The organism is Dermacoccus sp. Ellin185 (assembly GCF_000152185.1).
In the GTDB taxonomy this organism is placed as follows: domain Bacteria; phylum Actinomycetota; class Actinomycetes; order Actinomycetales; family Dermatophilaceae; genus Dermacoccus; species Dermacoccus nishinomiyaensis.
This window is the reverse complement of the sequence record NZ_AEIQ01000008.1, coordinates 1-21,172: the sequence shown is the minus strand read 5'-3', so window position 1 is coordinate 21,172 and position 21,172 is coordinate 1. Positions and strand designations below refer to the sequence as shown.

Genomic DNA, 21,172 nt, shown 5'->3' with positions numbered 1-21,172 from the left:
CTCTGTCACAGGACAGTCGTAACCTCGGTAGCGAGGCTGGTTCAGCAAACTATGCGGGTCCTTCGGGACGGCCCCTTGCGGGCACTCGGTTCATAGCCGCCTCCACGACGGAACGCCGTCGCGCTATGACGAGGAAAGAGGCCCGCAATGCTCCGGACGTCCGTGGCGCTCAGCGCACGAGGCTATGGCGTACTCCGCTACGCACCCACGAACCTGCTGCTCAACGCGATCCGCACACGACGCGGCCTGAAGTGGGGCGTCCCCGCGATGCTGCTCGCCGGGGCCTACTTCTACGCCGCCGCGATCTGCACCACGATCATCAACGGCGGCGGCCCCGGCTGGCTCCACCTGCTGTTCCGGCTATTCGTCTGGAACGCCTTCAAGTTACTCTGGATCGACCCGACAAGCGTCGCTCTGCTTGCTCGGGCTCGCTTCGCGGTGAGACAGCGGTCCCCTACACCGGACGGACCCAACGTGCCGCAGACTCACCGGCGCGTCCCTGAGTCAGTGTCGAAGTCGGACGATACCGTTAGAGCAGAGGTTCGATCGAGAGGAGTGCGTGCGTGGTAGTCCGCTACATGGGCACAAAGCGTCACATGGCGGATCACGTGCGTGATGCTATCGCCCAACTTGAACCCGATGGACGGGTTGTGGACCTCTTCTCCGGCATGGGCAGCGTAGCCGAGAGCCTCACGGAGACGGCCTCGGTGGTAACGAACGACGCGATGAGCTTCACGGCTGCCTTGTCAAGAGCTCGGTTCACCGGCCAGGATCGTCAATCCAGCTCAACCGAGGTGGTGGAACGCCTGCTGCCTAAGTACGAGGCAAGGCTCCAAGAGTTGGAACAGGCGTACGCCTCTGAGTTGAAGAGCGAAGCCATTGCGCTCGATGGCTCACGGACTGATCTGCTCAGCTACATGGACAAGGCGCAGCACGTAGGGAACTCCGCTGCTCGTCGCCGCGCCGCGAGAACGGCGGCTGAATCGAGTGGTTTTGCACACTATGAGTTGGCGACCCTCTATTTTTCCGCAGGCTATCTGAGCCTTCGACAGGCAATCGAGCTGGATGCCGCGCGGGCTGCAATCGATAGCGATGACCGGCTAGACGAGCGTGACTGGATCGTGGCGGCCTGGATCGCTGGCGCATCCGTCCTCGTTAATGCTCCTGGCCACACGGCACAATATCTTCGGCCGAACTCTGGATCAGCTCACACCCGGATCGTGCGTACTTGGTCACGTTCGCTCTGGGACGAGTTCGCAAACTCGCTCGATGCAGTTTCACAAGTTGGTTCCGAATCATGGAGGTGTCGGAACACTGTGTATGTGGGGGATGCCCTTGATCTCGTTAGCGCCGGGGAACTCCGAGATATCGGGACGGTCTACGCGGACCCTCCATATACGAAAGACCAGTACAGCAGGTACTACCACATGTACGAAACGCTGTACCGCTACGATTTTCCGGATTCGAGTGGTGCCGGGAGGAACCGATCCGATCGTTTCACCACGGGGTTCTCGCTGAAGACTGCCGTGGTCGCGTCCTTCCACGACCTCTGCCGGAATGTGGCGAGGATGCGGGTCCCACTCGTCATCAGTTACCCGTCAAGCGGATTGCTTGGTGACGCCGGAATGTCCGTTGCCGAGATCGCCGGCCAATATTTCGGTGATGTTGAGACTTACTCGTACGAGGCCAATCATTCAACGATGGGTGCTTCAACGGGCGCTTCAAAGAAGTCAGCAACGGAGAATCTATATGTCTGTCTCGTCTGAGCAGGAAGAGCAAGCCGCACCATCGCAGAACGTGACCGCGGAGTTGCGCGAACTGAATGTGGCCGACGTAGTTCCCAACCGCCGCAATCCGCGGCTGGATTTTCCGCAGGATGAACTGGATCGCCTGACCGACTCCATCGATTTGGAGGGCGTGCTGGTTCCGATCGTGGTGTACCCCAAGGACGGGGAATACGTTCTGGTCGATGGTGAACGCCGTTTCCGGTGCGCTCGTGATCTTGGGCACGTCAAGATTCCCGCGCTCATCACAACTGAGCGCAGTGATCGTGAAATGCTTCAGCAGATGTTCAACATCCATCTGATCCGGGAGCCTTGGCGAGACATCCCCACCGCAAGGGCCCTCCAGCGACTCGTAGAGGAGGTCAAGGAGTCTGAGGGTCGCGACCCCAACGACAGTGAGTTGCGTGACCTCACTGGACTATCCATCGAACGGGTACGCCAACTTCGTTACGTCGTAACGCTTCCTGACGAGTGGCAGGACTATATCCAGGAAGAAACGATTCCGCTCAACTTCTTCTGGGAGTTGAAGAAGAACGTCATTGACGCACTCAGAAACAACAGGCCTGCAATCCTCGATCAGTATGGCGAAGAACAGGTCAGTCGCGCGTTCGTCCAGAAGCGGCTCGATCAAGTCATCACGGACACGGTGAGCCTCCGTAAGGTCTCGCCGATCATCAAGTTTGCGGCTCAGGACGCAACCTCGAATGGAACGGGTGAGTCTACGCTCGACACCTCGATTCGTGATCTCATTGAGAAGTCGGAAGCGACTATCGATGACGCCTACGAAGAGACCGTCCAGATGATGGTTGAGGTGGATAAACTCGGTCGCCGGACCTCCACGATGGTTGCTGTGTTTGCGCGCTTGCTGACTCAGACTGACGGCACCCCGGACTACAAAGAGGTTTGCCGGCTTGGGCGAGAACTCATCACGCAAGTCACCGCGCTGATCGATGCGAATGAGCAGCGCGGCTGAGGTCGAGGGCGCCCTCGTGGAAGAGATCGTCGATGAGCCATCACCCGGGCGCCCCATAGGTGTAGGAGATGTATCTGCCGCTACTGATCGCATCTGTGCAAGCGCGAAAGGCAAGTACTGGGTTCAAGACACTGAGTTGAACCTCGGGAGCAAGCGTTGGAAGCCGAGCGCAGTATCCAAAGACGGGACTCAGCTTCTTTACGTCTTTCTGCAGGACGAGATACCGAGATTTGCTCGCGACCGTCTTCAGCTCGCTGCCGATAGGGGGATTATACCGACGCTTGCTCTGTATCTCGCGTCTCTATTTAAGCCAGAAGTCGTTGAGCTGTTAGTTGGAATCGATGCTGACGTCATTGTTCTTGATGACTATGTGGCAGCCAGACAACTGGAACCCCGTGCACTACTCGCCGCGCTGGCTGACGTTGAGGTTCCGGTGTCGCCAGAGCTTCGACGGAGTGTGGCGAAAGCGGTCTGGGATCGCATCAGCGAAGGTACTTCGCAACAAAAGGGGCGAAGGCTAGAGGCGCTTCTCGCCTTTGCGTTCGCCCAGGTAAGCGATCTGAAAGTGGTGGAACGCAACTACAGGAACGAAACCGAGGAGATCGATCTGATTCTCCAAATCGACAACTTTAGTTCTCGCGTCTGGCAGAAATCGGGTGTGCCCTTCATCTTGGTCGAAGCCAAAAACCGCGCCGATAAGGCATCACAGCCTATGGTTTCGTCGCTCATCACCAAGCTCCAGACTAAGCGCGGAACTGCTCGTATCGCCATCTTGGTATCGCTAGCTGGCTTCACGGAAGATGCAAGAATGCAGGAGCTTAGATTCTCGACACAGGAGATATGCGTCGCGATGATTGATCGCGATCAGCTTGAGAAGATTCTCTCGGCAGATGACATGGGCGCGGAGCTTGAATCAGTTGTGAGACACGCGCTACTTCGCTAAGAGTCAATAGACATTGCCTAGACGACCGAAGTCGCATCGTCCTGCGCTCCGGCAGCGGCACCGGAGCGGAGCTTGAAACCTCCATTAACCTGATCGAAGTAGGTTCCGTCTCTTAGCGAGAGATCACGCCGAAGGGTTGCTTCAGGCGTTCTCGCAGCCGAGACGTCTCGAATGCCTAGTCTGCGGATCTCGGAGACCAGGTCGTTGACGGTCCAGACACGCTCGGGCGCAGTGGCCGCAACGGTTGCGGCTGCCTGCACCCAGGTCGGCTGCTCGTTGCGCTGCGCTTCGTACTCCGTGAACTCGCGAGGGACGCGGTAGCCGATGGTCTTCCCTGGCCCCTCGTATATTGCTTCGAGGGGCATCGGAGCATGTTCCGAGAGGAGTTCGCCTTCGATGAGCGTGAGCGCGATCCGCTGGGCGGGCATGGCGAAGCGCCTCAGCGAACGATCTTCGGCGTAGCCGGCGTGCTCATAGATCTCGGCACGTGAAATGAATCCGCCGGCTTGAGCAGCGAGCGAGATGATATCTGCCTGAACCTGGCTTCCTGCCTCGCTAAGCTCGTATAGAAGTTGCTTGTACGCTGCCTTTGACCATTGCGATTCGTTCGGTGTGTGCTCGCGGCTACTGAGTGCACTGGCTTCGACTAGCGAGTCAGAGGCCGCTTTATCGCTTAGTCGGATTCGCGACATGAGGCGATAAAAATCGCTCTGCTGCAGCAATACCAAACGAAGCCCGGTGCGTTCGAGAGCCTCCGCGACGAGCTCAGGTCGGACACCGAGGGGGCGCTTCTTCGGTGTAGTGATGTTGATCCGCCAGTCCTCCTTCGCATCGTTGGTGACTAAAACAAATGCGTCGGAGGGTGCCTGGAAGTCTGCGAGGTACCTTAGCGTTTGCTCCCACATTAAGTAGTCGCCCGTACCTCGCTCAGGAATTTGGTCGGCTTTTTCCTCGCCATCCTTGTAGCCAGGCGGAACCTTGTCTGCGAATCGCTTTAGTCCCGCGTCGATCAAGGAAGGCTCGTCGTCCCCGAATGATGGACCTACTCGTCCCTTCAAGATTTCCTCGAGTCTGGCCAGTACCGGGTCGAGGCTTGTGTCACTGAGGATCTGCGCGACATTGAGCGGATTTCCTCGCGCCTTACTGATTGCGTCTGCCAACTCGCTCAGTTGTGTCTCAACGGTTTCCCGCATGGCCTGAATCTCTTCTGGTCGTTCGCGGTCCGGGCGTAGCGAGTTGACGATCGCGAGCAGTTCGCTGCGCACGGCGTCGATTGGCTGGACGGGGCTTGGGATGTCAGCAATCACGCTGTGGCGATTGCGCCAAAACTCCCGCATCGCCTGGTGCGGCAGCCAAAGGCGAGATCGGATGGACTCTAGGACGTCTAGAGCAAGCAGCCGGGCCGGTTCCTCGAATCCGTAGATGTCTAGGAGCACGTTCGTGTCCAGGACGATAGGGCACGTCTCTAGAAGAGTCAGTACTTCAACTTCGGTCGGATCACGGTACCCCTCGAAGCCGTCGTAGATGCCCCGTCCTGAAGGAGCGTCTCCCATCGTCTGCCTCCCATGCGCCGCTGCTGTGCAGTGTGTCTACTAGTCTCCCGGAGTTCGCGCCTGGGGGCTAGGGAGTGTCATCGTACCTGGTCACGCGCACAGAAATCTCTTCCTGGTGTCTCTTGACGCGCCCTTGACTCGGTCAAGCCAGTCGTGCAGCGAGGGCTGGAGGAGCACCCCGCAGTTGATGTGGGGTGAGCCTCTGGTGGCACTTCTCGGGTCGCACGGGAGGGGGACCAGAAGGGGACCACATCCATGCAAACCATGCATCTCGTGACGCGCCCGGCATGACCTGACTGGCGGAATGACGCGCAATCTGGTCTCGTCCGAGCTGTTTGGACGCCTGGGGGTCAAGGGTCGCAGGTTCGAATCCTGTCAACCCGAACGTTTCTGTGTTCACCTCCAGCCTGGTACATCGTGAACCACGGCCTGATGCAGCCCACGGGGCGTCATTCCCCGAGCGACGTCATGCCGGCGACGTAGAGCGCCTGGCCGAGGTGCAGCAGCGCGTCCTCCGTGCAGCTGACGAGACGCGCCCCGCGCGTCACGGGCGGATCCCACGACTCATCGACGACGTCGTCGAGGTCTGCGGCGGACAGCGAGCTGATGTACGCCTTCTGAGCCGCCACGACCGCCTCGAGGTGCTCGAACAGCAACGCGACATCCGTGACGACGACCGCCCGCGCCTGCTCAGGGCTGTGGCCGAAGCCGATCTCGTCATCGTCGACATCGAGTCCGAAGCGCGCATCGAAACCCTGTGCCGTCCAGATCAATTCGTCGCCGGACAACTGCGCGACCTGGGCGTCGATCTCGCGCGCGGTGTGCCACAGCAGCCATGCGATCGAGTTGTCGTGCCCGCCGGGGTGGGCGTTGAGTTTCTCGTGGGTCAGCTGCGGGCGCAGGGACCCGGCCGCGTCGAGGGGGCGCTGTGCGAGGTCGAGCATGAGCGTGATGGCATCCATGGCACCAACGCTACGCCCCCGCTGCAACGACTGCCTATGCTGACGCCATGACGACGCCATCCGCCTCCGAGCGCCCGCCGCGCGACGACGCGCCCGCGTCCGACCTGCCCTGGTACCGCGAGGTGAGCGGGCCGCAGTGGAAGGCGTTCTGGGCCGCCTGGCTCGGCTACCTGCTCGACGGATTCGACTTCGTCATCATCACGCTCGTGCTGACGGAGGTCGCCGACGAGTTCCACCTGTCGACGGTGCAGGCGACGACGCTCATCAGCGCGGCGTTCGTCTCCCGCTGGTTCGGCGGGCTCGTCCTCGGCGCCGTCGCCGACACGATCGGGCGCCGGCAGGCGATGGTCGCAGCGATCGTGACGTTCTCCGTCGGCTCCGCGCTGTGTGCCGTCTCGACCGGCTACCTCATGATGTTCGTCGCGCGTCTGCTCATCGGGTTCGGCATGGCGGGGGAGTACTCGGCGAGCGCGACGTACGTCATCGAGTCGTGGCCGCAGCACCTGCGCAACAAGGCGTCCGCGTTCCTCATCAGCGGCTTCTCGATCGGCGGGGTGCTCGTCGCGCAGCTGTACCGCTTCGTCGTCCCGGCGTGGGGATGGCGGGCGCTGTTCGCGCTCGGGCTCGTGCCGATCGTCCTCGCACTGTGGCTGCGGCGCGCGCTGCCCGAACCCGCGGACTTCGAACACGCCAAGCGCAGCGGCGACCTCGACGCAGCCCCCGACATGTTCACGACGCTCTACCGCGGCCGTCGCGCGGCGCTCAACGTCGTCCTGACTCTGGTGGTGTTCGCCGCGCTGCTCGTCATCTTCACGGGCCACTCGAGCGGGGCGCTCATGACGACGGTGCTCGCGCTCATGACGGCCGCGACATTCGTGTGGTTCCTCGTCCAGTTCGAGCCCGAGCGCTGGCCGACGGCGCTCGGCGTCACGCTCGTCGTGTTCACCGTGTTCTTCTTCGCGTGGCCCATCACCGCGCTGCTGCCGACGTACCTCAAGACGGAGCTGCACCTCAGCGCCGCGACCGTCGGTGACGTGCTGTTCTGGTCCGGTTTCGGTACGGCCGCCGGCGCCGTCCTAGCTGGGTTCACCGGCGACCGCTTCGGAACGACGCGCGCCTACTGGGGCAGCCTCGCCCTGTCGATCCCGCTGCTGTGGCCCATCTTCACGATGAGCAGCTCGCACGTCGTCCTCATCGGCGTCATGCTCTTCGTCCAGCAGTGCTTCGGTTCGGGCGTCGGCGGGCTCGTGCCGAAGTGGATGGTCAGCTGGTTCACGCTCGACAAGCGCGCGGCCGGGCTCGGCTTCACCTACAACGTCGGCGCACTCGGCGGCGCCATCTCACCCGTCGTCGGAGCGCAGCTCGCCGGACGCATGCCACTCGGCTCGGCGCTCATGACGCTGTCGGCGACGTTCACCGGCGTCGTCATCCTGCTCGTCGCGCTCAAGCTCCCGCTGCGCCTGCAGCGACTCATCCGCCCGAGCGCCGTGCGCCCCGAGGACGGCAGCGACATCGTCACCCGCGCGACGTCACAGGCGGTCTGAGGCATCACGCGCCTCGGAGACGCGCCTCAAGCCGGGCGGCGGTAGCTCACGGAGAACGTGTCACCCGTGCGGCTGATCCCGCTGGGGACGGCGAGTGCGGCGCCGGTGCTCATCGTGATGCGTGTCGACGGCCAACCGGCGAGGTTGCGCGTGCCGTCCTTGCCCTTGGCGTAGACGCTGGAGAAGGTAGGGGAACCGACGTTCGCCAGCGCGCGGGCCCGGCCGTCGGCTCCGCTCGTGCGTTCGAGCACCGCTTCGGCCACGCCGCGCGGTGCCGCACTCTTGCGGTCCGTGCCGACGCAGTCGTTCGTGCGCCAGTTGCACAGCGTGAAGTACGAACGGCCTTCCTTCGCCGCGTAGCGCACCGTCACCTCGACCGCATCGCCGGGCGCGACCGCCAGGTTCGTGATGCGTTCCTGCGCGCGGCTCGGGTAGGTCTCGATCCACGGGTAATAGCTCGTCTTCCACTTCGTGCAGTGCCTGCGCGTGACGGCGGTGCAGACGACATTGGACTCCGTTCCTGCCTGCACGAGCTCGCCCTGCTTCGCGGTGCCTCCGCCGAGCCCGACCCACATGGCCGAGTACCCGTCGCGCCCCGGCCACGTTGCCTTGGGCACGATCCAGGTGCCGTGGATGCTCTCAGGGCCGGCGATACTCGCCTGGTATCCCGCCCAGTTCGCGTACGCGGCGGGCTTGACGGGCGCCGGGCGCACCGTCGCCTTCGGGCGGACCATGACGCTGCTGTCGGACGTCGCCTGCTTGGGCGCGGCGTGCGCAGCTCGCGCCGTCGTCGTGGGCGTGCTCTTGGCCCCACGCACCGTCGTCGGCTTCGTCGAACCCTTCGTCGCGGTGGAGACGTGGCGCGCTGACGAGGGCGTCGCGGTCATGTTCTTCGCGCCGGTGCTCTTCGGCGTCGCCTTCTTCGGCGCAGCGTTCTTCGACGTGGCACTCGCGGCGGGCTGGGCGGGGTGCGAAGCACCCGCCATGGCGGACGGCGCGCTCAGCGCGGCGATGGCTGCGACGACGCTCGCGGAGGCGAGCGTGCGGTGGCGGATGGACAAGACCTGTCACTCCTTCGGATGGACGGCTGGTCCCCTCCAACCTATCCACGCAGGCACCGGGCGCCACCGGCGGCGCGCCGAGGCCCGAGGCGCGGATGGCGACGGCCCCCTGTTCACGGGTGGCGCGTCGTGTTCGCCTCCGGGCGTCATCGGACCTAGGGTGGCACCGTGAGCGAGACCCGGGATCCGACGAGTCGCGTGTGGACGGTGCCGAACGCGCTGTCGATGCTGCGGCTGCTCGGGGTGCCCCTGTTCGTGTGGCTGCTGCTCGCCCATCAAGACGGTGTGGGTCTCGTCGTCCTCATGATCGCCGGGTTCACCGACTACGCCGACGGCAAGATCGCCCGCAGGTTCCACATGGAATCGCGTCTCGGCGCGCTGCTCGACCCTGCGGCCGACCGGCTCTACATCGCCGCGACGATCGTCTGCCTCGCGATCCGCGGCATCCTGCCGCTGTGGGTCGTGCTCGCCCTCGTGGCGCGCGAGCTGTTCATCCTCGCTCTCGCGCCGACGGTGCGCCGTCACCGGCTGCCGTTGCCGCCCGTGCACTTCATCGGCAAGGCCGCGACGTTCAACCTCCTCTACGCCTTCCCGCTGCTCGTCGTCGCACAGTTCGACGGCACCGTCGGGGATGTCGCCGCTCCCATCGCTTGGGCGTTCGTCATCTGGGGCGTGACGCTGTACTGGCTCGCCGGGCTGCTCTACGCCGTGCAGGTGAGGGAGATGGTCAACGCCGTTCGAGCCCCGCAGGCCGCACGGTGACGCGCCTTCACTGGCGCCGCCACGAACGTCCGGGCGCCGCGCCGCGCGAGGTCGAGGTGCGTGACCCCGCGGCGAGCATGGCGCTCATCTTCGATGCGATGCGTCACCCCATCGACCCCTCGTACGCCGACTCGGCGGCGCGCCGCGAGGCTCAGGGCGCGCCTGCGCGCAGCTGGCGACGCTCACCGCTGCTCATCATCTCCCTGCTGCTCATCGGCCTCATGGTCGGCGCGGCCGCGCACGCGCTGCGCGTGCCCCGCGCCGTCGCGCAGGATCGGCACGCACAGCTCGTCGACCAGATCGAGAGGAAGCAGAGCGACAACGACGACGCCTCCGCCGAGCTCACGCGGCTGCGCGACGACGTCGCGTCGGCGCAGAAGGGCGCTCTCGATCGTCAGTCGCAGGCGGGGCTGAAGAAGACGCTCGACGACGCGACGCGGACGGCGGGCCTCGCCGAGGTTCGCGGCCCGGGCGTCGTCATGACGGTGTCGAACCCCGACACCAAGGACGCCGACTCGGCTGACAGCGATCCACGCACCGGGAACGCCGCGGACGCGGTCACCTCGACCGACCTGCAGCAGCTCGTCAACGGGTGGTGGCAGGCCGGCGCCACCGGTATCGCCATCAACGGCCAGCGCGTCACGTCGATGACGGCGATCCGGTTCGCGGGCTCGGCCGTCCTCGTCAACTTCCGCCCGCTCACGCCGCCGTACGAGATCAGCGTCATGGGACCAGACGACATGCAGAAGACCTTCACCGGCTCGTTCGCCGACCAGTACGCCGCGAGTCTGCGCAAGTCCGGTTTCGGCGTGACGAGCAACGCCTCGAACGACGTCGACCTGCCCGCCCTCGACAGCGTGCACGTCACGCACGCCCGCATCGTTCCCTGACGCACCACCCCCGAGGAGAACACGTTGTTACCTGCCATCGGACTCGCAGTCGGCCTCGCCCTCGGGCTGTGGCTGCACCCCGACGTCCCCGTGTGGATGCAGCCGTACCTGCCGATCGCCGTCATCGCCGCGCTCGATGCGCTGTTCGGTGGTCTGCGCGCGGCGCTCGACGGCATCTTCGACGACAAGGTCTTCGTCGTGTCGTTCCTGTCGAACGTCGTCGTCGCAGCGTTCATCGTCTTCCTCGGCGACCAGCTCGGCGTCGGCAGTCAGCTGTCGACGGGTGTCGTCGTCGTTCTCGGCTTGCGCATCTTCACGAACGTCGCCTCCATCCGTCGTCACATCTTCAAGGCATGAGTGCCCCCGGCATGCGCACACCTGCTGACGAGCCCGCGACCCCGCGTGAGACGACGCCCGAGGGGCAGCTCGACGCTCAGGCCCCGCACGGGTCCGAGCCTCGGCCCGAGAACCCCTGGGGCGAGAACTCCTCAGACGCGGGCTCGCCGCCCCAGGCGCACCACCGTCCGTGGAAGCGGTTCGCGTTCGGCGGCCCCGGCACCGGCGTCGGGACCCTCGCGGCGTCCGTGCTCGCGCTCGGGCTGGGCTTCGCCGTCATGACGCAGGTGCGTCAGCACGAGAAGTCCGGCCTGGACAACCTGTCGCAGTCCGACCTCGTGGCGCTGCTGTCGACCGTGCAGGATCAGTCGGCGCGCCTCGAGACGGAGCTGGGCGACCTGCGCGAGAGCAAGTCGAAGCTGGCCTCCGGCGGTGACCGAGCCGCCGTCGAGGACGCGCAGAAGCGACTCGACCAGATGCGCATCCTCAACGGCAGCGTCGCCGTCAGCGGCCCCGGCATCACGATCAGCGTCGACGGCGGTGAGAAGGTGACGTCCGCGAACGTGCTCGACGCCGTGCAGGAACTGCGGGACGCGGGCGCCGAGTCGATCGACGTCGGCGGTCACCGCGTCATCGCCTCGACGTGGTTCTCGGACGTCGACGGATCGGCCGGCGTGCAGGGCGACAAGCTGCCCTCGACGTTCACGATCACGGCCATCGGCGATCCGCACACGATGAGCACCGCAATGGCCATTCCGGGTGGTGTGACGGATACGCTGACACAAGCAGGCGCCCGGGTTAAGGTCACCGAGGGCGCCACGAACAAGATCACCTCGATCGCCGGGGCGAAGTGAACCCCACCGTGTTCGCCGACACCACGACGACCAACCAAGGAGAGTCATGAGCGATCTTCAGTACCCCGCCGACCTGCGCTACACCGAGGACCACGAGTGGGTGGCCGACAAGGGCGAGGGCACAGTGCGCGTCGGCATCACGTCGTACGCCCAGGACGCTCTTGGTGACGTCGTCTACGTCAGCCTGCCGGCCGTCGGCGACACCGTCACCGCCGGTGAGTCGTGCGGCGAGGTCGAGTCGACGAAGTCGGTCAGCGACCTGTACTCCCCGCTCGACGGCGAGATCGTCGCCGTCAACGACACGCTGGACGCCGAGCCGGGCACGGTCAACACCGACCCGTACGAGTCGGGTTGGATGTTCGAGATCCGCGTCTCCGACGCCTCCGCCGTCGAGGCCCTCATGGACGTCGAGGCCTACCGCGCCTCGCTCGACTGAGCTCCTCGAGGACCAGACCACCCGGCGATTGCACGACGATCGCCGGGTGACGGTATTCTGACCAACAATTCCGAGCCCTCCAGCCCTTCGCGGCTGAGGCGAGATCCACGAACGGCGTCGTCGCGGCGCGGGGGTGCACACCATGGTTGACGAGCAGAACACCTACGTCGGTGACGCCACGACGATCGGCGTCCCTGGCTCGCACGAGGCCGCTGCGACCTTGTCGACGGAGGCGCCGCGCAGCCTGTCGCCCGCCGACCAGGCCATGGTCGAGGCGTTGCGCCCGAACACCGCCCTGCTCATCGCCCTCAGCGGGCCCAACGCCGGGGCGCGCTTCCTGCTCGACGCCGCCGAGGTCAGCGCCGGGCGTCACCCGAAGAGCGACATCTTCCTCGACGACATCACCGTCTCGCGACGTCACGCGATCTTCGTGCGTGACGAGGATGGCTACAGCGTGCAGGACATCGGCTCGCTCAACGGCACGTACGTCGCGCGTCAGCTCGTCGACCAGGCGAAGCTGCGCACCGGTGACGAGGTCATGATCGGCAAGTACCGTCTCACCTACTACGCGGCCCCGACGAAGGCCTGAGGGCTTCACGCATGGCGCACGGTCTCACGATCAGCGGTGTTCTCGACGAACTGCGCGAGGAGTTTCCCGACCTCACCGTCTCCAAGGTCCGTTTCCTCGACGCGCAGGGGCTCGTTTCGCCGAAGCGCTCCGATTCGGGCTACCGCCGCTACTCACACGAGGACATCGACCGCCTCCGCTTCGTGCTGCGCGCGCAGCGTGACCGCTTCTGGCCGCTCAAGGTCATCCGTGACGCCCTCGACGCCTACGATCGCGGTCTCACCCCGGACGAGGACGTCATGGCGACTGCCGTGCCCGCCGTCCCCGCTCAACACGTCGACGAAGACGTCCCGAGCGAGGAACAGCTCACGGCCGCGCCCCGCGAGAACCTGTCGCTGACGCGCGACGAACTGGCCCGTGGGGCTCAGGCGAGCACCTCGCTCATCGACGACCTCGTGACCTTCGGCCTCATCCGCGCTGATTCCGGTGGTCACTTCGACGCCGACGCACTCGCCGTCGCGACAGCTGCTGCCGGGCTCGCTGAGTTCGGTGTGCAGGCCCGTCACCTGCGTCCGTTCCGCCTCGCCGCCGACCGTGAGGTCGGTCTCGTGGAGCAGGTGCCGCTGCGTGACACGACGCAACGCGTGACGATCGCTCAGCGCGCTCTCGCGCTGCACATCGCGCTCGTCAAGGCCGGCCTGCGTCACTGACGGTGCTCGCCACGCCCCGAGCGCGAGCGACCGGCACGCGCCGATGCGGCGTCGACGGAGTAGCGTGGTCGTCGTGAAACGCGCTGAGATCGCCGGAATCCGCATGGACGTCCCCACCGCAAGCCCCGTGCTGCTGCTGCGGATCGAATCGGGCCCCATCCACGTCCCATTGTGGATCGGTTCGTCCGAGGCCTCCATCATCGCCCTGTACGCCGAGGGCGTCGAAGCGCCCCGCCCGCTGACGCACGATCTGCTCCTCGACGTCGCCGCCGCCTCCGGTCGCGCCCTCGACCACGTCGAGATCTCGCGTCTCGTCGACGACGTCTTCGAGGCGAGCCTCGTCTTCGACGACGGCGGCCGCGTCGATGCGCGCGCGAGTGATGCCGTGGCCCTCGCCGTGCGCGCCCAGACGCCGATCCTCGTCGACGACGCCGTCGTCACCGCCGCTGGGCTCGAGGTGGCCGACGAGCAGGAGGAAGAGGTCGAGAAATTCCGCGAATTCCTCGACCAGGTGAGCGCCGACGACTTCGAGGAACCGGGCGAATGAGTTAACCCTCAACTTAACGTTGAGCTGTAGCGCAGGGGTGGAACTCACCGTCGACTCGAACGTGAATGTTCGTGATCAGACCGTGATGGCGCGTCATGACGGGAAATCTTTCCGGCGTGTCGCGTGTCGAATCGTTGCCCGGCGCGACCCGCGCCCGTACCGTTGAGGGAGTCAAGAGGGCGTGCTGCACGTGCTCACGTCTTTGTTCTTCCAGGAGGTCGCCGTGGTCAGCACCGGCAAGGCGCACGAATCGCAGAAGCAGGTTCATGCGCCGCTCGATGCGGATGTCAGCCGTACCGCAGCGCTCGACGACGCTACGCTCGGCTACCGCGGCCCCGCCGCCTGCCGCGCGGCGGGCGTCACCTACCGTCAGCTCGACTACTGGGCCCGCACGGGTCTGCTCGAGCCGTCGGTGCGCAACGTCAGCGGCTCCGGCCACCAGCGTCTGTACTCGTTCCGCGACGTCCTCGTCCTCAAGGTCATCAAGCGCCTGCTCGACGCGGGTGTCTCCTTGCAGCAGATCCGGGTCGCCGTCGCGGCGCTACGCGACCACGGCGTGCGCGAGCTGGCGGGCATCACGCTGATGTCCGATGGCGCGTCCGTGTACGAGTGCACGAGCGACGACCAGGTCATCGACTTGCTGCGCGGCGGCCAGGGTGTGTTCGGCATCGCGCTCGGTTCGGTCTGGCGCGAGGTCGAGGGCACCCTCGCCGAACTGCCGAGCGAGCGCCCCGACGCCACCGAGATGGCCGAGCACCCCGGCGACGAGTTGCGCCGCCGTCGCGTCGCGAAGAAGGCCGGCTGACCCGCCTCTTTTCGTCCGTTCGAGTACCCGATACCCGCGAGGGGTGTCGGGTACTGTGGTGTTCGCTGTCGAACCTGGCGGGAGAGACCTGTTGCCGCGAGCACGGGCGCCGAAGGGGCAAGCCTCCCCGCAACCTCTCAGGCGAAGTGGACCGTCCAGGTGAAGCAACTCTGGAGCGCGTGCGTGTGACAGAGGGGGAGTAGCCAGCCAAACGGCTGGCCGTCACCCACGACGTGTCACGGGAGTCCTCCATGACCAGCGAATCGCTCGCCCCCTTCGTCGCCCGCCACATCGGCCCCGGCGACGACGATCTCGACCACATGCTCGAAACGATCGGTGCGAGCTCGCTCGACGATCTCATCGCGCGTGCGGTGCCGCAGACGATCGCGCAGCAGCGCCCCCTCGCCCTCGATGCCGCGCCGTCGGAGGCCGCCGTCCTCGCCGAGCTGCGGGAGAGGGCGTCGCGCAACGCGGTGCTCACCTCGATGATCGGCCTCGGCTACTACGGCACGCACACCCCGGGTGTCATCAAGCGCAACATCCTCGAGAACCCGGCCTGGTACACCGCTTACACGCCGTACCAGCCGGAGATCAGCCAGGGCCGCCTCGAGGCGCTGCTCAACTTCCAGACCGTCGTCACCGACCTCACAGGGCTCGCGACGGCCGGTTCGTCGTTGCTCGACGAGGCGACCGCCGTCGCCGAGGCGATGACGCTGATGCGCCGCGTCAGCAAGGCGCCCAAGGATGCGGTGCTCCTGGTCGACGCGAAGGTCATGCCGCAGAGCATCGCCGTGACACAGACCCGCGCGACGCCGCTCGGGCTCGACGTCATCGTCGCCGACCTGCGCGGTGTCGACTCGACCGAGGCCCTCGTCGAGGCGGCCGGTGGTCGCAGCGTGTTCGGCGTCGTCGTCCAGTACCCGGCGGCGGACGGTCAGATCGTCGCGTGGAAGAAGCTCGCCGACGCCGCGCACGAGCACGGCGCCCTCATCACCGCCGCGACGGACCTGCTCGCGCTGACGCTGCTCGCCTCGCCCGGTTCGTGGGGAGCCGACGTCGCCGTCGGCAGCTCGCAGCGCTTCGGAGTCCCGATGGGTTTCGGTGGCCCGCACGCCGGATTCATGGCCGTCCGCTCCGGCCTGGAGCGCAACATGCCGGGCCGCCTCGTCGGCGTCTCGGTGGACGCGGACGGCAACCAGGCGTACCGCCTCGCGCTGCAGACGCGTGAGCAGCACATCCGCCGCGAAAAGGCGACGTCGAACATCTGCACCGCCCAGGTGTTGCTCGCCGTCATGGCGTCGATGTACGCCGTTTACCACGGCCCTCAGGGGCTGAAGGCGATCGCCGAGCGTGTCCACGAGACCGCTCGCCGCCTCGCGACGGCGCTGCCGAAGGCCGGCCTCGAGGTCGAGCACGACACGTTCTTCGACACCCTCGCGGTGCGCGCCGAGGGTCGCGCCCAGTCGCTCGTCGACTCGGCCCTCGAGCACGGCGTCAACGTGTGGAAGGCCGATGACGACACCGTCTACGTCAGCGTCGACGAGACGACGAGCGAGGACGAGCTCGACGCGCTCGGCGCCGCATGGGGCTTCCGCGCCCGTGAGGCGGCGGAGAACACGGCGTGGCCGAAGGAGATCGAGCGCACGGAGGAATACCTCACGCACCCGGTGTTCAACAGCCACCACAGCGAGACCGCGATGCTGCGCTACCTGCGTCGCCTCGCCGACCGCGACTACGCGCTCGATCGCGGCATGATCCCACTCGGTTCGTGCACGATGAAGCTCAACGCCACGACCGAGATGGAAGCGGTGACGTGGCCCGAGTTCGCTCACCTGCACCCGTTCGCGCCCGCCAACCAGAACGAGGGCATCCGCGAGCTCATCGCCGACCTCGAGGGCTGGCTGTGCGAGATCACCGGCTACGACGACATCTCGTTGCAGCCGAACGCCGGCTCGCAGGGTGAGTTCGCCGGCTTGCTCGCGATCCACGCCTACCACGAGGCGAACGGTGAGGGGCACCGCAACATCTGCCTCATCCCCGCCTCGGCGCACGGCACGAACGCGGCGTCGGCCGTCATGGCGGGCCTCAAGGTCGTCGTCGTCAAGACGGCCGCCTCGGGTGAGGTCGACCTCGACGACTTCAAGGCCAAGCTCAAGGAGCACGGCGAGAACCTCGCGGCCATCATGATCACCTACCCCTCGACACACGGTGTGTTCGAGGACACGATCACCGAGATCTGCAGCCTCGTCCACGAGGCCGGTGGCCAGGTGTACGTCGACGGCGCCAACCTCAACGCGATGGTGGGGCTCGCTCAGCCGGGCAAGTTCGGCGGCGACGTGTCGCACCTCAACCTGCACAAGACGTTCTGCATCCCGCACGGCGGCGGTGGCCCCGGCGTCGGCCCGGTCGCGGTGCGTGAGCACCTCGCGCCGCACCTGCCGAACCACCCGCTGTTCGCGGAGGCCGGTCCCGCCACGGGCGTCGGCCCGATCTCGGCGGCGCCGTTCGGCTCGGCGAGCATCCTGCCGATCTCGTGGGCGTACGTGCGTCTCATGGGCGGCGAGGGGCTGACGAAGGCGACGCAGATGGCCGTCGTCAACGCCAACTACGTCGCGAAGCGTCTGCGCGAGGCCTACCCGGTGCTCTACGCGGGTTCCGACGGTCTCGTCGCGCACGAGTGCATCCTCGACCTGCGTCCGCTGACGAAGGAGTCGGGCATCACCGTCGACGACGTCGCCAAGCGCCTCATCGACTACGGCTTCCACGCCCCGACGATGAGCTTCCCCGTCGCGGGCACGCTCATGGTCGAGCCGACGGAGTCCGAGTCGCTCGAGGAGCTCGACCGCTTCGTCGACGCGATGCTCGCCATCCGCGCCGAGATCCAGGACGTCATCGACGGCAAGGTCGCCGCCGACGAGTCGGCCCTGCGTCACGCGCCGCACACCGCGGAGTCGTTGACGAGCGACTGGGAGCACCCGTACGAGCGTCGCGACGCCGTCTACCCGGGCTCGACCGACCCGCGCAGCAAGTACTGGGCGCCCGTTCGCCGCATCGACGGTGCGTACGGCGACCGCAACCTCATCTGCTCCTGCCCGGCGCCCGAGGCTTACGAAGGCTGATGAGGAGCTGATGCGCCGCTGCTGACAGCGCCGCGACGAACGGCCGCTCACCCTCGGGGTGAGCGGCCGTTCGTCGTCTGCTGCCGTCAGGCGCGTTCGGGCACGAGGTCGCCGGTGCCGGCGCGGTGGCGGTAGTCCTCGAGGAAGTCGGCGATGCGTCCGATGGCCTCTTCGAGCACGTCGACGTCGGGCAGCGTGACGAGTCGGAAGTGGTCGGGGGCGACCCAGTTGAAGCCCGTGCCGTGCGTGACGAGGATCTTCTTGGCCCGCAGGAGGTCGATGACGAAGTCCTGGTCGTTGTCGATCGGGTAGATCTCGGGGTCGAGGCGCGGGAAGGTGTAGAGCGAGCCCATCGGCTTGACGCAGCTGACGCCGGGGATCTCGTTGAGCATTCGCCAGGCCAGCATCGATTGTTCGTAGAAGCGGCCGTCGGGCCCGATGAGCTCGTTGATCGACTGGTAGCCGCCGAGCGCGGTCTGGATGGCGTGCTGCGCGGGCACGTTGGCGCACATGCGCATGTTGGCGAGCAGCGTCAGACCCTCGAGGAAGTCCTCGGCGAGGTGCTTCGGCCCGGAGATCATGACCCAGCCGGCGCGGTAACCGCACACGCGGTAGGCCTTGGACAGGCCGCTGAAGGTGAGGCACAGGACGTCGTCGCCCGCGAACGTCGCGGCGTGGTGGTGCACAGCGTCCTCGAACAGGATCTTCTCGTAGATCTCGTCGGCCATGACGACGAGGTCGTGGCGGCGCGCGATGTCGACGAGGCCGCGCACGACATCCTCGGAGTAGACGGCGCCCGTGGGGTTGTTCGGATTGATGATGACGATGGCGTGGGTGTTCTCGGTGATCTTCGACTCGATGTCCGCCAGATCCGGGTTCCAGCCGTTCTCCTCGTCGCACAGGTAGTGCACGGGCGTACCGCCGGTGAGGGAGACCGCACCGGTCCACAGCGGATAGTCGGGGGCGGGCACGAGGATCTCGTTGCCGTCGTCGACGAACGCCTGCAGCACCATCGTGATGAGCTCGGAGACGCCGTTGCCGATGTAGACGTCCTCGACCTGCGTGTCCTTGAGGCCGCGGCTCTGGTAGTACTGCGCGACGGCCGTGCGCGCCGAATAGATGCCGCGGCTGTCGCTGTAGCCCTGCGCGTGGTGCAGGTGGTGCTTCATGTCCGCGAGGATCGCCTCCGGCGCCTCGAATCCGAACTCCGCCGTGTTGCCGATGTTGAGCTTCAGGATCTTGTGACCCTCGGCCTCGAGCCGCTGCGCCTCCTCCAGGATCGGGCCACGCACGTCGTAGCGGACGTTCTGGAGCTTGTTCGACTGTCGGATCGCACGCATGAGCACAGGTTTTCACACCGCGTCGCTCAGGGCGTGGTAGACACGGCATTCGGGACGGCGGCGTGCCCCGGCGCGGACGTCGTCCGCACGCTCGAGCCCTCGGAGGTCTTGACGACCTCGACGTGCGTGGGGATGCGGGCGCGCAGTTCGGTGACGTGGCTGACGACGCCGACGAGCCGTCCGCCCTCTCGCAGCGAGTCAAGCACTTCCATGACCTGCTCGAGCGTGTCCTGATCGAGGCTGCCGAACCCCTCGTCGACGAACAGCGTGTGCAGTTCCAGGCCGCCTGAGTCGGCGCGCACGGCATCGCCGAGGCCGAGTGCGAGGGCGAGGGAGGCCATGAACGCCTCGCCGCCTGAGAGCGTGGCGGTGTCGCGTGAGCGCCCCGTCCACGCGTCGACGACGAGCAGCCCGAGGCCGCTGCGCTGGTTGCCCTTGGCTCGTTCGTCGGTGTAGCGCAGCTGGTAGCGCCCGTCCGTCATCGTCGCCAGACGTTCGTTGGCCATCTGCGTGACCGTCTCGAGGTGCGCCGCGAGCACGTAGCTCGTCAGCCGCATGCGGCGGGTGTTCTCGCCGGTGCCGGTGAAGCTCGCAGCGAGTTCGGCCGTCTCCGCGGCGCGCTCGGCCATCGGCAGATAGGTGCGGACGGCGTCGGCCACCTGGTGGCGCACCGAGTCGAGCACGGCCTGAGTCTGCTGCCACTTGACGGCGACCGTCGTGGCCTCTTGGGCCCGGCGGGTCAGCACCTCGGCACGCTGGGTGAGCCGCGCCGGATCGGCGGCCGGGGTGAAGGCTGCGATGCGCACCTGCTCGTCCTCGAGGCTCGTCTGTGCCGCGGCGACCCGGCGGACGGCGTCGTTCCAGGTGGCGTCGAGGCGGGCGCGCTCGTCCTCGGGCAGGGCCAGTGCGCGCGCCTGTTCGATCGTGTCGTGTCCGGCGACGGCGAGTTCGTCCGCCACGGCCTGACCGGCACTGCTGGCGGCCTGCTCCGCGTGCTGAGCGTCGCGCTGGGCGCGCTCGACGTCATCGATGAGGCGTCGACGCTCGGTGACGGCCGCCAGCGCCGCCGCGACGAGCGACGGCTCGAGCGGTGCGGGGGAGCCGGGCTGGTCTTTCGCCACCTCGGCGCGCGCGCCGAGCCCGTCGGCGACTGCCTCCATGCGTTGCGCCGGCATCAGCGACCCCGGCGGCGTCGAGCCCGCCGCCGGGCTCGACGGCTGCTGCGACTGGTACGAACCCGTCCCGGAGGCCGCGCTGCGCGGCGGCCAATCGACGCCGAGAGCGGCCAGGGTGGCCGACGGGACCGCCTGCAGCGCAGTGGTGAGGACGCCGAGCGCGTGCTCCGTGGCAGTTCGAGCCTCACCAACGGCGCTCTGCGCTCCCACGCAACGCTCCTCGGCCGCGCTCAGCGCGGAAAGTGCCTTCGTGTGGGCGGCTTCTGCGCTCGAGAGCGCCGCGCGTGCTTGGGTTGCTTCGGCAGACAGTGCAGCGGCCGTCGTCGTGAGGTCGGTGAGCGCGCGCGTGACGGCGTCGGCCAAAGCCTCGCCGGCCCGCGCGTCTTCGGCCGGTGCATCGTCGTTCCGCTCATCGTCGGCTTGGGCGCCATCGTCAAGCGAAGCATCGTGGTTCTGTACGTCGCCGGCCGGCGTGCCGTTGTCGCCCAGAACGTCGGCCGCCAGGACGACGTCCTTTCGTGCGTCGTCATCATCATCGGTGCTGAGCCACGTCCTCAGCGCGTCGGCATGGCCCAGACGGCGCGCGGTGGTCTCGACGTGGTCGAGGTGACGTAGCTGCGCCGGGTCATCGTGCGCGCGTGCCGTCGACAGATCGTCGGCGAGCGCCTCGACCGCGACGCGCAGTTCGTCGTGATGCGCGGTCACGGCCTCGTCGAGGTGCCTCAGGCGTTCACGGGCCGCGCTCGCGGAGGCGCCGGCGCGCAGCCGGGCCGCGTCGGCCTCGCCGGCCCGCTGCTCGGCCTGCTCGAT

General features: G+C 66.6%; 19 protein-coding genes and 1 riboswitch. Of the genes, 14 read left to right on the top strand and 5 right to left on the bottom strand.

The genetic code is table 11. The annotated features are described in order from the left end of the window. The first annotated feature begins 596 nt into the window (after positions 1-596). Genes HMPREF0321_RS00440 through HMPREF0321_RS00425 form a run of 3 tightly spaced genes read left to right on the top strand, consistent with a single transcriptional unit; the run spans position 597 to position 3,700 of the window. Complete coding sequence (locus HMPREF0321_RS00440) at positions 597-1,766, top strand: DNA adenine methylase (RefSeq protein ID WP_254653947.1); 1,170 nt, start codon at positions 597-599, stop codon at positions 1,764-1,766. Then, a complete protein-coding gene (locus HMPREF0321_RS00430; RefSeq protein ID WP_083803144.1) occupies positions 1,750-2,757 on the top strand; it encodes a ParB/RepB/Spo0J family partition protein in 1,008 nt (335 codons plus the stop codon). The genes HMPREF0321_RS00440 and HMPREF0321_RS00430 overlap by 17 nt, the downstream gene beginning before the upstream one ends. Positions 2,758-2,773: 16 nt before the next feature. Continuing rightward, a complete protein-coding gene (locus HMPREF0321_RS00425; protein ID WP_254653946.1) occupies positions 2,774-3,700 on the top strand; it encodes a restriction endonuclease in 927 nt (308 codons plus the stop codon). Between the two features lie 17 nt (positions 3,701-3,717). Here the strand turns inward: HMPREF0321_RS00425 and HMPREF0321_RS00420 are convergent, their stop codons facing one another. Together HMPREF0321_RS00420 and HMPREF0321_RS00415 are read right to left on the bottom strand one after the other, a co-directional pair. Next, positions 3,718-5,253 carry a PIN-like domain-containing protein gene (locus HMPREF0321_RS00420; protein WP_006943350.1) on the bottom strand — a complete coding sequence of 512 codons (1,536 nt, stop codon included), beginning with the start codon at positions 5,251-5,253 and terminating at the stop codon, positions 3,718-3,720. A 449-nt stretch (positions 5,254-5,702) separates the two neighbouring features. Beyond that, the gene (locus HMPREF0321_RS00415) at positions 5,703-6,215 is read right to left on the bottom strand and encodes a DinB family protein (protein WP_006943318.1); all 513 of its coding nucleotides are present in this window, start codon (positions 6,213-6,215) and stop codon (positions 5,703-5,705) included. Positions 6,216-6,262: 47 nt separating this feature from the next. On the opposite strand from HMPREF0321_RS00415, the gene HMPREF0321_RS00410 reads away from it, so the two are divergent. Then, complete coding sequence (locus HMPREF0321_RS00410) at positions 6,263-7,759, top strand: sialate:H+ symport family MFS transporter (RefSeq protein WP_006943396.1); 1,497 nt, start codon at positions 6,263-6,265, stop codon at positions 7,757-7,759. A 26-nt stretch (positions 7,760-7,785) separates the two neighbouring features. Here the strand turns inward: HMPREF0321_RS00410 and HMPREF0321_RS00405 are convergent, their stop codons facing one another. Further along, positions 7,786-8,820: a hypothetical protein gene (locus tag HMPREF0321_RS00405; protein ID WP_006943340.1), complete on the bottom strand. Its 1,035-nt coding sequence runs from the start codon at positions 8,818-8,820 to the stop codon at positions 7,786-7,788. Positions 8,821-8,988: 168 nt separating this feature from the next. Here HMPREF0321_RS00405 and HMPREF0321_RS00400 point away from each other — a divergent pair, with 168 nt between their 5' ends. From HMPREF0321_RS00400 to gcvP, 10 genes are all read left to right on the top strand, one after another. Next, complete coding sequence (locus HMPREF0321_RS00400; protein ID WP_006943329.1) at positions 8,989-9,582, top strand: CDP-alcohol phosphatidyltransferase family protein; 594 nt, start codon at positions 8,989-8,991, stop codon at positions 9,580-9,582. Continuing rightward, entirely contained in the window at positions 9,579-10,472 is an 894-nt protein-coding gene (locus HMPREF0321_RS00395) for a DUF881 domain-containing protein (protein ID WP_006943380.1), read from the top strand. The genes HMPREF0321_RS00400 and HMPREF0321_RS00395 overlap by 4 nt, the downstream gene beginning before the upstream one ends. A gap of 24 nt (positions 10,473-10,496) precedes the next feature. Then, positions 10,497-10,829, top strand: coding sequence for a small basic family protein (locus HMPREF0321_RS00390; protein WP_006943348.1), 333 nt, complete (start codon positions 10,497-10,499; stop codon positions 10,827-10,829). Then, a complete protein-coding gene (locus tag HMPREF0321_RS00385; protein WP_050786399.1) occupies positions 10,826-11,662 on the top strand; it encodes a DUF881 domain-containing protein in 837 nt (278 codons plus the stop codon). The genes HMPREF0321_RS00390 and HMPREF0321_RS00385 overlap by 4 nt, the downstream gene beginning before the upstream one ends. A 46-nt stretch (positions 11,663-11,708) precedes the next feature. Continuing rightward, positions 11,709-12,098, top strand: a complete 390-nt coding sequence (gene gcvH, locus HMPREF0321_RS00380) for a glycine cleavage system protein GcvH (protein WP_006943367.1) — start codon at positions 11,709-11,711, stop codon at positions 12,096-12,098. Between the two features lie 142 nt (positions 12,099-12,240). Next, a complete protein-coding gene (locus HMPREF0321_RS00375) occupies positions 12,241-12,687 on the top strand; it encodes an FHA domain-containing protein (protein ID WP_040014173.1) in 447 nt (148 codons plus the stop codon). Positions 12,688-12,698: 11 nt separating this feature from the next. Next, complete coding sequence (locus HMPREF0321_RS00370; protein ID WP_006943372.1) at positions 12,699-13,376, top strand: MerR family transcriptional regulator; 678 nt, start codon at positions 12,699-12,701, stop codon at positions 13,374-13,376. 43 nt (positions 13,377-13,419) lie between these two features. Further along, entirely contained in the window at positions 13,420-13,923 is a 504-nt protein-coding gene (locus HMPREF0321_RS00365) for a bifunctional nuclease family protein (RefSeq protein WP_050786398.1), read from the top strand. A 223-nt stretch (positions 13,924-14,146) separates the two neighbouring features. Further along, the gene (locus tag HMPREF0321_RS00360) at positions 14,147-14,728 is read left to right on the top strand and encodes a MerR family transcriptional regulator (protein ID WP_006943345.1); all 582 of its coding nucleotides are present in this window, start codon (positions 14,147-14,149) and stop codon (positions 14,726-14,728) included. A gap of 68 nt (positions 14,729-14,796) precedes the next feature. Then, a riboswitch (glycine riboswitch) is annotated at positions 14,797-14,893 on the top strand. 86 nt (positions 14,894-14,979) lie between these two features. Then, a complete protein-coding gene (gene gcvP, locus HMPREF0321_RS00355) occupies positions 14,980-17,847 on the top strand; it encodes an aminomethyl-transferring glycine dehydrogenase (RefSeq protein ID WP_006943382.1) in 2,868 nt (955 codons plus the stop codon). Positions 17,848-17,933: 86 nt separating this feature from the next. Here the strand turns inward: gcvP and HMPREF0321_RS00350 are convergent, their stop codons facing one another. Further along, positions 17,934-19,187 carry a pyridoxal phosphate-dependent aminotransferase gene (locus HMPREF0321_RS00350; RefSeq protein ID WP_040014178.1) on the bottom strand — a complete coding sequence of 418 codons (1,254 nt, stop codon included), beginning with the start codon at positions 19,185-19,187 and terminating at the stop codon, positions 17,934-17,936. A gap of 26 nt (positions 19,188-19,213) precedes the next feature. Further along, positions 19,214-21,172, bottom strand: a 1,959-nt coding sequence (locus HMPREF0321_RS16670; RefSeq protein ID WP_006943377.1) for an SbcC/MukB-like Walker B domain-containing protein, incomplete at its 5' end; no start/stop codon positions are given.